Here is a 12,445-nt window from a genome sequence, read left to right on the forward strand (position 1 = left end):
GTGCGCGCCTGTTGCCGGGCTCGATCGGCGCGCACCCCCCACCCGTCGAGATGATCCCGACGGGGTAACGATCCCATATTCGTCACAGTGACGAATTGTTGCGGACTAACTACTGGTCGACGATCTCGAGTTCGCTGGGTCGCCAGAGTTTGTCGAACCACGGTTGCAGCGGGCCGTAGAGACGCAGTATCGGGAACCAGCTCTTACCGGGGACCGTCTGGATCCAGTTGTGTTCCGTGCCGGCGGGTGCCGCGGGACCGAACCAGAGCGCGATCGACCCGTCGGGTTCCTCCTGGACCGTGCCGCTCAGGCTCATCAGGCTCGGATAGGGATTGTCGGTCTGCAGCAGGGACCGGGTCTGGGTGTCGTAGATGTCGACGGACCAGAAGTTCTTCGCCGGCGGATTCGGGGGCAACGTCAGCCGGTACGTCGTGCCGCCGTCGAGGATCCGTCCGGTGGCGTCCTCCGCGGTGTAGGTGTAGGCCGATCCGGCGCCGACCTGGGCGCGCGCCATCGCGGGTGTGATCACGGTGGCGAAGTAGTGGTATTGCGTGCGCGCGTCGAGCAGACGGGCGTGGGCGTGCAGGAACTCGTAACTGCCGCCGACGAAGGCCTGCTTCCACGAGGAGCCCTCGAAGACGAACGCCTCGCGGTTACGCGGGAAGTACACCAGTGCGCGGCTGATGCCGGCGGCGGTCTTCGCCGCCGTATCGAGGATGTTCCGCAGTCGCGGATCGGGTGCGAATCGCGTCCCGTGTTCGATGCCGATGGCGGCGAGTTGCCCGGCTCGTTCGGGATCGAGCGAGCCCGACGGCTCCTCCTGGACGAGTTCGTCGACCTCGTCGAAGAACGATGCGTCGTTGGCATGGACGGTGTTGATCGTGGTGTCCGCGAAGTTGACGAAAGTCAGGTGGGGTGGGTCGGCCGCGTCGTCGAGCCGATAGACGCGGGTCTGTTTGATCGCGTCGACTCCCCCGAGTGCGCGGAACACCACCCAGAGGGTGTAGGTGGTCGGCCGGTAGGTGAAGTAACCGTCGGGCACGGCACCGTCGAAATCCGGTGGAAGATAGAGATATTTTCCGCCCGCGCCCTTGTCCGGCCCGGCGATGCCCATGTCCGCGACGTAGCGGAACCAGAAGTCGTCCACCACGCACAGCGAGTTGCGCGGTGGCTCGATGACGACCGGACCGTCGCGCAGGTCGAGGAACATTGTCCCGTAGGTGGTTTCGGTGTTCGGGGTGAGGAACAGGCTCCCGGAGTTCGCCCGCGGCTCGGTGTAGGCCATCGTGCCCAGGCCGTCGACGCCGAGGCTGCGCAGTCCCCTGCGCATCGCGACCAGCGACGCGCCCGGCACGGTGTTGAGGAACACCTCGACGCCGCGGAGGAAGTCGAGACCGTCGTAGAGCGTGGCGACCGAATCGGGAAGGGGTACGCCGTCGAAGAAGTCGAACGACCCGATCGGGGTGTTCACCCGGTCCGGGATCCCGACAGCGGACAGGGCATCTGCCAGTGGATGTTCGTTGTGGTTCACAGGATCTCCTGCCCGGTGGGTCGAGGCGGATCGTGATGCTGGCAACCCAAAGATCGTATCCAGGAGTGTGGCGTGGCCGGGTCGTTTCGGCGTCGATCTTCCGGCCGTTCGGCCCTCCTCGTATCCCGCCGAACGGCTTAGGCTGGACGGGCACTGTCATCGAAGGAGGGCCTTGTCCGTGAGCGACCACGAAGTGAAGATGATCATTTTGTCGACCGACGATCTCGACGAGTCGATCAAGTTCTACGGCGACACCCTGGGGATGGCGCTCAAGTTCCGCGACGGCACGCATTTCGCTGCCCTCGACGGCGGCGGGGTGACGTTGGCGCTCGCCACGGCGGTCGATCATCCGATCCACGGTCAGGTGGTCGTCGGGATCAAGACCGCCGATGTCGATGCTGCAGCGAAGGCCATCGAGGACGCCGGCGGCGGCATCGTCACGGGCCCGTACGACGACGCGCACGAGCGGCGTGCGGTGGTGTACGACAACAAGGGTAACGGGCTGGTGTTCTACAGTCCCCTGAAGCGTTGAGGCTTGATACCTCCCATTAGTCCACTACAGCGCTGAACGTTTCCGCACCCTCCCGCCGTAGCAGGTGCGGCCGGAGGGTGCACCCTGCTGTAGCACTGCGCTACAATCGGTAGCAGTCTGCTACACCGGGAGGTTGGGATGGCTCCGTACACCGACAAGGTCACTCGCTTCGACGCCGAACTCGTCGACAGCGCCATCGCCGAGGGTGGCCGGCAGAACCGCACCGGCCGTCAGCAACTCGAATACTGGGCGCGCATCGGCCGAGCCATGACGGCCCACGAGACCGCCTCGCTGCACCGGGTGCAGGGTGCCCTGGCCGGGAGCCGACCGACCGCCGATCTCACCGCGGCCGAGGGCCGGTTGTTCAATGCCGAGATCGACGCCCGCATCGCCGACGGACTCGCAGACACCGACTACGGCAGCGTCCTCGCCGCGCGCGGCGTGACCACCGTGGTGCTCGACGCGGAGGGCCGACTGGTGGAGCAGCGTCCCGACGGTACGACGTGGGTGCTCGACGCCGAATGAGGCGTCTGGATCTGATCGTCGGCCCGAACGGTGCGGGCAAGTCCACGTTCGTCGAGGTGACTCTCGCTCCCCTGCTGCCGCGCAGTGTGTTCGTCAATGCGGATGTGATCGCGCGGCAGCGGTGGCCGGATCGGGCCGAGGAGATGTCGTACGAGGCTGCGCAGCTGGCGGCGGCCGCCCGTGATCGGTTGCTCGCGCAGGGCCGTTCGTTCATCGCCGAGACGGTGTTCTCGCACGCGTCGAAGCTGGGGTTGATCGATCGGGCGCAGGGTGCGGGGTTCACGGTGGTGCTGCATGTGATGCTCGTGCCCGAGGCGTTGTCTGTGCTGCGTGTCGCCCGTCGTGTCGAATCGGGTGGGCATTCGGTGCCGGAGGGCAAGATCCGGTCCCGGTATCGGCGGTTGTGGCCTCTGGTCGCGCAGGCGATCGGGCGGGCGGATCAGTCGACGGTGTACGACACGGCGTCGGGAACTCCGCGCGTGGTGGCGCGGTTCGCGGCCGGGGTGCCGGTCGGGGCGCTCGGGTGGCCGGTGTGGGCGCCGGCGGCGCTCGCGGAATTGGGGTGACTGCACCCCGTTGCGGGCGCGTCGGAGGTGATCGTGGTGCGATTGTCTCCGCCGCGCCCAGCGGTCGTTACGGGCAGGACGGTGCGATCTCGGTGCCCGCGACGACGTCCGCGGCGAATGCCGTTGCGGTGTCGAAGGAGGCGTCCATGATGTCGCGGTGGTCGGCGCCGTCGACCGTCTCGTACACCACCGGGGCTCCCTTGCCGCACAGTGTCGCGGTCAGGATGTCGGTGGTCGGTGCGGCGACCACGGTGTCCGCGGTGCCCTGGAGTATCAGCACGGGAGCGGCCGGGGTGGTGTTCTCCGGTTCCTGCTCCTTCAGGTAGTCGGTCCACGGTCCGAGGTCGGCGTCGGGTCGGATCACCGAGTCGACCCGGATGTCGCCGATCGCGGCGCGGACGTCGGCGATGCAGCCGGTACGGGCGGCCTTCATGAGGGGATCGGCGGCCGGGGTGACGATGTCGTCGGGTACCACGGCGGGGTCGGCTGCTGCCGCGCCGAGGAGGGTGAGGGGTAGGAAGCCGAGGACGGGCGCGACGGATTGGTCGCCGCTTGTGATGTAGAGCGGGGTTTGACTCAGGCCGCTGCCAGGGGCGAGTGCGATCACGCCGGCCAGGTCGAGTCCTTCGGCGCGTTCGACGCCCAGTTCGGAGGCGCTGATTGCGGCCGCCCCACCCTGGCTGTGCCCCACGGCGATCCAGGTGGTGCCGACGGAGTCGTCGAGGTTGCGGGCGGCGGTGACGATGTCGGTCATGGCGTTCACCTCGGATCGGGCGTTGAGGTAGGTGTGGTCGCCGGGGGTGCCCATGCCTTCGTAGTCCGTGCGGACCACGGCGTAGCCCTGGTCGAGCCAGCGGTCGAGGGATGCGATGGTGCGGGCGAGGTAGTCGTGCGCGGCGCCGTCGACGGTGTCTCCGGAGGGGGCGCAGGTGTCGGCGATGCCGGTGGTGCCGTGTCCCCAGCTGATGACGGGCCAGCCGCCGTCGGGGGCGGTGCCCGGGGGGATCGCGACGGTGCCGGAGACGACGATGGGCCGGCCGGCGTCGTTCACCGACGAGTAGGTGATCAGTTCGTTGCGTGCGGCGCCGGGAAGTGCGGCGGCGGTGGTGAGGGGTGCGGTGGACAGCAGGTCACCGGGTTGTGGCGTGCTCGTGTCGGAACTGTTGTCGGTGGCGGAGCAGCCGGTCAGGATCGCCGCGGTGACCGCGATCCCACTTATCATTCGAGCCGGAACTGTGGGTCGATGCTGACGCATGGGTGCCTCCGAACGGGGATGCGAGGTCGAGACCTCGACATGTTTAAGAAGGGTTTCTTACTACCGTGATGCGCGACACACTGTCAACGTCCCGTCTCACTCTGGTCCTGGCGGCCGAGCGCCTGGTCGCCGAGCGCGGACTGCACGGTGTTCATGCGAGCGAGGTGGTCAAGGCCGCGGGCCACCGGAACAATTCGGCGATCACCTATCACTTCGGATCGTGGGAGAACCTCCTCGTCACTGTGTGGGAACTGCATACGGTTCCGGTGAACGCGGCGCGCGCGGACGCGGTCGCCGCCGCCCGCGCCGCCGGGAGTTACACCCTCGTGGCGATGGTCCGCGCGTACGTGCGCCCCCTGGTCGACGAGGTGGGACGTCACCGGCCGAGCTATTGGGCCCGTTTCAACGAGCAGTGGCTCGCCACGCTGCCCCTCGACATCTTTGCTCTCGACGCCGCCGAGACGGCGCGGCAGCCGCACACGGAGTCGCTGACGGTGGTGCACGAGCTGTTCGCGGACATGGCCGACGCCCTGATCTGGGTTGTTCCAGAGCTCCGGCGACGTCGGGTGGCGATGATGGCGCGGTTCGTCATCGGGGCGCTCGCGGCGTGGGAACGCGAACCGGAGGCGGCTCGTCTCGACGAGCTCGGTGATGAACTCGTGGCGCTGGCGTTGGGGTTGTTGACCGCCCGGTAGGGATCAGCGGCGGGGGGCGCCGACCTCACCGTGACCCCAGTGTCGGAGCGTCTCGTCGCTCTCCTCGAGTCGCGCTGCGAGGACCGCGTCGATCGTCTCGATTGCGGTCGGGGTCACCATCTCGTGGTGCTCGCAGTCGAGGCGGTATTGGTGGATGTCTCCCGAGACCACGTTGTGCCAGGCGGCGACCGCGGGTATCGACGACGCCGACCGGTTCGCGGTGAAGAACAGCACGTCACCGTCGAAGGTGTCGGGGGAATGTCGTCGCGCGGCGCGGGATGCTTCGGTCGATCCGGCCTGGATACGTTCGAGGTGCGCGGCGGTCAAGCCGGTGCCGCCGCCGAGGGTCTCGTCGAGGATCGCTGCGGCTCGCTCGACGGTCGGTTCGGGGCCGCCGTCGATGGTGGCGCCGAGGTCGCGGAGCATATCGGTGACCCCGATCGTCGGCGCTCCCCCGGTGGTCACCAGGTGACTGTCGAGCAGTGCGAGGGTGTCGACGACCTCGCCGCAGCGCCGCAGTTCGACGGCGATCGCGTGGCCGATGATGCCGCCGAGGGACCAGCCGAGCAGGTGGTAGGGGCCGTGCGGTTGCACGCGGCGGATCTCCTGGACGTACCGGTGTGCCAGTGCCCGGATCGTGTCGATGTGCTGTTCGCCGCTCAATGTCGGCAATTGCAGCCCGTACACCGGCCGGTGTCCGTCGAGTCGCTGTGCGAGTGTGGTGTATCCCCAGGCGAGGCCGGCGGCGGGATGTATGCAGAACAGTGCCGGGCCGGTGCCCTCGCGGAGTTGCACCAGTACCCGCAGTGCGTCGTCGATGCCGGTGGGTTCGCCGGGTGCGGCCAGGTGGGCGGCCAGGTCGGCGGCGGTCGGGTGCACGAAGATCGCCTGCAGCGGGACCCGTCGGCCGAGGCGTTCGGCGAGGGCCGGTAGTGCCCGGGTGGCCAGCAGGGAGGTGCCGCCGAGGTCGAAGAAGCTGTCGTCGACGGAGATTCGTTCCAGGCCGAGGTGTTCGGCGAAGATGTCGGCGACGAGGTGTTCGAGCCCGGTGCCCGGTGCCCGGTAGGTGTCGTCGGTGGTGGTGCCGAAGTTCGGTGCCGGGAGTGCCCGGCGGTCCAGTTTGCCGGCCGGGGTCAGGGGGATCTCGTCGACTGCGATCACCGAGGTCGGCACCATGTGGGATGGGAGTCGTTGTGCCGCAAATTGTTTCAATTCCGCTACGTCGGTGTCGGTGGCCGGTGCCGACCGGACGTAGGTGGTGAGGACGGTCTGCCCGGACGGTGCGGTATGCCCGAGGGTGTGCGCGAACACGACATGCTCGTGACTGCCGAACACCGCGTCGATCTCACCGGGTTCGATGCGGAAACCACGCACCTTCACCTGGAAGTCGGAGCGGCCGACATAGTCCAGGCGGTGATCACCGGTCCAGCGCACCACATCCCCGGTGCGGTACATCCGCTGTCCGGGAACGTACGGATCGGCGACGAACCGGGCCGCGGTCAGCTCCGTGCGGGCATGATAGCCACGCGCCAATCCCGGGCCCGCCACATACAACTCCCCCGCCACCCCGACGGGCACCGGACGCAACCGTGCATCGAGGACGACCGCGCGGAACCCGCGGGTGGGCCGCCCGATGGTGACTGGTTCTCCCGCAGCCAGCGGCGCGCTGAGCGAGGTCATGATCGTCGCCTCGGTCGGCCCGTATGCGTCGATGATGCGGCGGCCCGGGGCCCAGCGGGCCACCAAGTCCGGCGGGCAGGCCTCCCCCGCGACCAGCAGCACCCGCAGTGCCGGTACCGCGGCGGGGTCGAGGGAGGCCAGCGCGGTCGGTGTGATGAATCCGTGGGTGACCCGATGGGTGTCGAGCACGTCGGTCAGGTCGGCGCCGCCGTACACCTGCGGCGGGACCACGACGAGCGTCGCGGCCGCCGACAATGCCATCATCTGTTCGAACACCGACGCGTCGAAACTCGGCGACGCCAGGTGCGAGACGCGGCTGGCCGGTTCGATCTGCAGATGGTCGCGTTCCTCCGCGGCCAGGTCCGCCAGACCCCGATGGGTGACGGTGACTCCCTTGGGGCGGCCGGTGGAGCCGGAGGTGTAGATGAGATAGGCCGGGTGGTCGCGGTGCAGTGCCACGGGCCGGTCCCGGTCGGTGACGGCGGCGCCCGCGTGGGCGGCGATGCCGGCGGCAGTGCCCGGATCGTCGAGCACGATCCAGTCGATGCCCGCAGGCAGGGCGCTCCGGTGCGCGGCAGTGGTGATACCGAGCCGGGTGCCGCTGTCGTCGAGCATGTAGGTGATCCGGTCGGTCGGATACCCCGGGTCCACCGGGACGAACGCCGCCCCGGTCTTGGTGACCGCCCACACCGCGGTGACCGATTCGAGGGATCGGGTCGATGCGAGTGCGATGACGGTGTCGGGGCCGGCGCCGCGGGTGAGCAGCAGCCGGGCCAACCGGTTCGCGGCGGTGTCGAGGTCCCGGTAGGTGATGGTGCGGTCCCCGTCGATGACGGCGACCCCGTCCGGTGCGGCGGTCACGGCCCCGTCGATGAGATCGGGCCACCGGCCGGTGCCCGATCCGGTGGGGCCGTACGCCGGAACCAGGGCGCGCCGCTCGTCGTCGGTGATCAGATCGACGTCGCCGATCGACCGGTCCGGGTCGGTGGTGAGCGCATCGAGCAGTCGCAGGAAGCGGTCGGCGAACGCGGTGACGGTGTCGGCGTCGAACAGGTCGGTGGCGTACACGAATGCCGCGTCGAGGCCGCCGCCGGTGCTGGTCGGGGTGTCCGCCACGAGCAGTTCGAGATCGAAGTTGCACACCGTCGGATCCAAGTGCAGCCCGGTGACGGTCAGATGGGGCAGTTCGAGGCTGGGACGTTCGGTGTTCTGGAATTCGAGGGAAACCTGGAACAGCGGCGAGTGTGCGGTGGAGCGGGCCGGGTCGAGCGCTTCGACGACGCGTTCGAACGGGACGTCGGCGTGGCTGAACGCGTCGATGTTGCCGGTGGTGACCCGCGACACCAACTCGGTGAACGTGATGTCCTCGGGTACACGGGTGCGCAGCACCAGAGTGTTGACGAACATGCCGACGAGGGGGTCGAGGGCGCGGTCGCCACGGCCGGCGATCGGGGTGCCGACGGCGATGTCGTCGCTGCCGGACAGCCGTGCCAGCAGTATCGACAGGGCGGCGTGCACCGTCATGAACACGGTGGTGTCCCGGCCGGCGGCAATCCGTGCCAGTTTCGTGTGCAGGTCCGCGCCGATGCGGAATCGGACGATGTCGCCGCGGAAACTCTGTTGCGCCGGGCGGGGCCGATCGGTGGGCAGGGTCAGCACCTCGGGCAGGCCCGCGAGGGCCCGCTGCCAGTGCTCGAGTTGCGCGGCGGCACGCGAGGTGCGGTCGGCGGTGTCGCCGAGCCGCTCGATCTGCCACAGCGCGTAGTCGGGGTACTGCACCGGCAGCGGCTCCCAGCGGGGGGCTTCACCGCGGGTGCGGGCATGGTAGGCGGTGAACAGGTCGCGGGCCAGCGGTGCCGTGGAGGCCCCGTCCGCGGCGATGTGATGCACGACGAGCACGGCGATGTGTTCGTCGCGGCCGACGGTGAACACCCGGGCCCGCAACGGCACGTCCACGGTGACGTCGAATCCCTCACCGAGGAACTCGCCGACCCGGGCGAGTACGGCGTTCTCGTCGGTGGTGACCACGTCCAGGGTCAACGGGACATCGTCGGCGGCGAGGATGCGTTGGCTGGGGCCGTGTGCGCCGGCCGGGTACACGGTGCGCAGGCTTTCGTGTCGGTCGAGCACGTCGTGCAGTGCTGCGCCGAGCGCGGCGATCGACAGGTGTCCGCTCAGGCGAATACCGAGGGGAATGTTGTAGGCCGCCGAGGTGGTGTCGAACTGGTTGATGAACCACAGGCGTTGCTGCGCCGGGGACAGCGGGATGCGGTCGGGGCGTGGTCGTGCCGCCAGGGCTCCTGCGGCCGGTGCGGCGCCGATGTCGGCGAGGTGCGCGGCCAGGGCCCGCACGGTCGGTGCCTCGAACAGCGCCCGCACCGGGATGTCGGTGCCGAGGGTCGCGCCGAGCCGCGCGACCGCGCGGGTCGCGATCAGCGAGTTGCCGCCGATGTCGAAGAAGCTGTCGGTTACCGAGATCCGGTCCGCGCCGAGCACGTCGGCGAGTTCGGCGGCGATGACGGTTTCCAGGTCGGTGGCCGGCGCCTGATGGCTGCCGGTGGTGGTCAGTTCCGGTACCGGCAGGGCCTGGCGGTCGAGTTTGCCGACGGGGGTCAGCGGGATCTGGTCGAGGCCGACCACCGCGGCGGGCATCATGTGGGCGGGCAGTGTCTCCCCCACGTGGGTTTTGAGGGTGTCGGGATCGATCGTCCGGCCGGGTTCGGGCAGTACGTACGCGACGAGGACGGTGTCTCCGGACGGGGCGGTGTGTCCGAGGGTCACCGCGAACGACACGTCCTGGTGGGTGGTGAGTGCCGCGTCGATCTCGCCGAGTTCGATGCGGAAGCCGCGGATCTTGACCTGGAAGTCGGAGCGGCCGACGTAGTCGAGTTCGTGGTCGTCGGTCCAGCGGGCGATGTCGCCGGTGCGGTACATCCGCTCCCCGGGGCGTCCGTGGGGGTCGGCGACGAACCGGGCGGCGGTCAGGTCCGGGCGAGCGTGATAGCCGCGGGCCACCCCGAATCCGGCGAGATGCAGTTCCCCCGGTACCCCGGCCGGGACCGGGCGTAGCGCCCGGTCGAGGATCACCGCGTGGACGCCGCGCAGTGGACCACCGAGGGTCATCGGACCGCCCGTGGTCATCGGGTCGCTGATTGCCGCCATGATCGTCGTCTCGGTCGGCCCGTACGCGTTGACCAGACGTCGGCCCGGTGCCCACGCGTCGCGCAGTTCCGGTTGCCAGGCTTCGCCGCCGACGGCGAGGTCGACGAAATCGGGGATGTCGGCCGGGTGCAGCGACGCCAGCGCCGCCGGGGTGATGAACCCGTGCGTGACCTGCTGGTCGTGCAGGATGCGGGCCAGGTCGTCGCCGCCGTACACGGTCGGGGGCACGACGACGAGGGTGGCACCGGACCCGAATGCCTGCAGGTATTCGAAGATGGATGCGTCGAAGCTCGGTGACGAGAAGTGCATGACCCGTGCACCGGGCCCGGCTGCGAAACGCTGCTGCTGGTCCAGCACGAAATTGTGGAGGCTGCGGTGGGTGGTCACCACCCCTTTCGGGCGGCCGGTCGAGCCGGACGTGTAGATCAGGTAGGCGGGGTGTGCGAGCCGCAGCGTCGTTCCCCGGTCGGTGTCGGTCACCGGTGCGGCCGGCGTGTCGGCGATGTGCTCGGCGAGTGTCGGGTCGTCGAGCATCAGCCACCGCACCGTGTCGGGCATCCGGTCGCGGTGCGTCGTGGTGGTCACCCCGACCCTCGCCCCGCAGTCGTCGAGCACGAAGGCGATGCGCTCGGGTGGATAGTTCGGGTCGACCGGCACGAATGCGGCTCCGGTCTTGGTGATCGCCCACACCGCGGCGACCGACTCGACGGACCGGGCGATGCCGAGGGCGACGAATGTTTCCGGGCCCACTCCGATGTCGAGTAGCATCCGCGCGGCGCGGGTCGACCATTCGTCGAGGTCACGGTAGGTCAGGTGCCGGTCGTCGGCGGTCACGGCGATCGCGTCCGGGTGTGCGGTCGCGGTCGCGGTGAACAGGGCGGGCAGGGTGAGTGTGGTGCCGCCGGCGGGGCCGGTGACCGGGGCCAAGGCGGTGCGTTCGGCGGCGGTGAGCACGTCGACTGCGGCGACCCGGGTATCGGGGTCGGCGGTCAGGGTCTCGAGGACCCGTTCGATGCGGTGCGCGATCGCGGTGATGGTGTCCCGGTCGAATAGTTCCGGCAGGAACTTCATCTTCAGGTGCAGTGTGGTGTCGCTGTGCGCGACGATGCTCAGCGGGTAGTGCGCGGCGTCGTGGCCGATGATGTCGGCGACGTGCATCCCGGCGATGTCGGTGTCGGCGGTCAACCCGGCCGCGTCGACCGGGTACGACTCGAACACCGTCAGGGTGTCGAATCGGGCGGCGGCACCGACTTGTTGTTCGAGGGTGCTCAACCGCACGTGATGGTGATCGAACAGGGTGGCTTGTTCGGCCTGTACCCGGTCGAGCAGCGCCCCGATCGTCTCGGCCGGATGCATGGTGATGCGCACCGGAACGGTGTTGATGAACAGGCCCACCATCGATTCGACACCCGGTACCTGTGGTGGCCGGCCCGAGACGGTCGCGCCGAACACCACGTCGGTGCGGCCGGTCAACGCGCCGAGCACCAGCCCCCACGCCGTTTGCACCAGGGTGTTGACGGTGATCCCGCGGTGCGCGGCGACGGCGTCGAGGCGGGCGGCCAGGTCCGCGGGCAGGTCGACGAGCAGATCCTCGGAGACGGTGTCGGCGGTGCCGGTGCGATGTTCGGGGACCAGCAGTGTCGCATCCTCGACGCCGGCCAGTGCCCGTGTCCAGGTGTCGAGGGAGTCCGAGGTGTTGAGTCCGGCGAGCCACGTGAGGTAGTCGCCGTAGCTGTGTGGCCGCTCCAGGGCCGTGGTGTCACCGTCGGTGGCGTACAGCAGCAGCAGTTCCTTGACCAGCAGCGGGGTGGACCAGCCGTCGAGCAGGATGTGATGGTTCGTCAGTGCCAGCCGGTAGCGGTCGGCGCCGGTGCGGATCACCGTGCCGCGTAGCAGCGGTGCGGCGGCGATGTCGAATCGGGTGTGCCGGTCGGTGGCGAGGATCCGGTCGGCGTCCCCGTCCGGGTCGTCGTGTCCGGCTACGTCCAGCACCGTCCACGGCAGTTCGACGTGCGCCGGGATCACCTGCACGAATCCGCCGGTGCCGTCGCCGGTGAACGCGGCCCGCAGATTCGGGTACCGGTCGAGCATGATCACCGTGGCGCGCCGCAGCCGGTCCGGGTCGACGGTGCCGCGCAGGTCGAAGCAGAGTTGCACGACGTACGCGTCGGCGGCGGCGGCCTGACCGGCGAGCAGCGCGTGGAACAGCAGTCCGGTCTGCAGCGGCGCCGGTGGCCATACCGTCTCGAGTGGGCCGTAGCGCTGCTCGAGACGGTCGACGGTGCTCTGGTCGAGGTGCACCAGCGGCAGATCCGATGGGGTCATACCGCCGGCGTGCGGGTCGCGCACGTGATCGGCGAGTGCGGTGGCGGCCCGGGTCCACGCCGCGGTCAGGGCGGTGACGGTCGCGGTGTCGAGCAGCCCGGCAGGGAACGACCAGTGGGCGCGCAGCACCGGGCCGTCGTCGGTGTCGACGGTGACCGCGTTGATGTCGACGAC

At 69.3% G+C, this 12,445-nt stretch carries 7 protein-coding genes; 4 read left to right on the top strand and 3 right to left on the bottom strand.

Annotation, left to right across the window (positions count from 1 at the left end; genetic code table 11):
- Positions 1–109: 109 nt before the first annotated feature.
- On the bottom strand, positions 110–1,531 hold the full coding sequence (locus tag WAX14_RS05990) for a DUF1254 domain-containing protein (protein WP_422627174.1): 1,422 nt from the start codon (positions 1,529–1,531) through the stop codon (positions 110–112).
- 178 nt (positions 1,532–1,709) lie between these two features.
- Between WAX14_RS05990 and WAX14_RS05995 the strand changes: the two genes are divergently transcribed.
- From WAX14_RS05995 to WAX14_RS06005, 3 genes are all read left to right on the top strand, one after another.
- Positions 1,710–2,063, top strand: coding sequence for a VOC family protein (locus tag WAX14_RS05995; RefSeq protein WP_422627175.1), 354 nt, complete (start codon positions 1,710–1,712; stop codon positions 2,061–2,063).
- Positions 2,064–2,201: 138 nt separating this feature from the next.
- Complete coding sequence (locus tag WAX14_RS06000; protein WP_422627176.1) at positions 2,202–2,588, top strand: TA system antitoxin ParD family protein; 387 nt, start codon at positions 2,202–2,204, stop codon at positions 2,586–2,588.
- Positions 2,585–3,154, top strand: coding sequence for an AAA family ATPase (locus tag WAX14_RS06005; protein ID WP_422627177.1), 570 nt, complete (start codon positions 2,585–2,587; stop codon positions 3,152–3,154). Before WAX14_RS06000 ends, WAX14_RS06005 begins: the two co-directional genes overlap by 4 nt.
- Positions 3,155–3,221: 67 nt before the next feature.
- On the opposite strand, the gene WAX14_RS06010 is transcribed toward WAX14_RS06005, so the two are convergent.
- Entirely contained in the window at positions 3,222–4,376 is a 1,155-nt protein-coding gene (locus WAX14_RS06010; RefSeq protein ID WP_422627178.1) for a lipase family protein, read from the bottom strand.
- Positions 4,377–4,477: 101 nt separating this feature from the next.
- Between WAX14_RS06010 and WAX14_RS06015 the strand changes: the two genes are divergently transcribed.
- Positions 4,478–5,104 (top strand): TetR family transcriptional regulator, encoded by a 627-nt coding sequence (locus tag WAX14_RS06015; RefSeq protein WP_422627179.1) that lies wholly within the window; start codon positions 4,478–4,480, stop codon positions 5,102–5,104.
- Between the two features lie 3 nt (positions 5,105–5,107).
- On the opposite strand, the gene WAX14_RS06020 is transcribed toward WAX14_RS06015, so the two are convergent.
- On the bottom strand, positions 5,108–12,400 hold the full coding sequence (locus WAX14_RS06020; protein WP_422627180.1) for an amino acid adenylation domain-containing protein: 7,293 nt from the start codon (positions 12,398–12,400) through the stop codon (positions 5,108–5,110).
- Between the last annotated feature and the right edge of the window lie 45 nt (positions 12,401–12,445).

Origin of the sequence: Rhodococcus sp. (in: high G+C Gram-positive bacteria) (genome assembly GCF_049299235.1) — a bacterium.
Taxonomy (GTDB): domain Bacteria; phylum Actinomycetota; class Actinomycetes; order Mycobacteriales; family Mycobacteriaceae; genus Rhodococcus.

What these genes read in the sequence shown, in the direction of transcription:
- WAX14_RS06000 (WP_422627176.1), top strand. Translation starts at nt 2,202, where the DNA reads ATGGCTCCGTACACCGACAAGGTCACTCGCTTCGACGCCGAACTCGTC.
- WAX14_RS06005 (WP_422627177.1), top strand. Translation starts at nt 2,585, where the DNA reads ATGAGGCGTCTGGATCTGATCGTCGGCCCGAACGGTGCGGGCAAGTCC.
- WAX14_RS06010 (WP_422627178.1), bottom strand. Translation starts at nt 4,376, where the DNA reads ATGATAAGTGGGATCGCGGTCACCGCGGCGATCCTGACCGGCTGCTCC.
- WAX14_RS06015 (WP_422627179.1), top strand. Translation starts at nt 4,478, where the DNA reads ATGCGCGACACACTGTCAACGTCCCGTCTCACTCTGGTCCTGGCGGCC.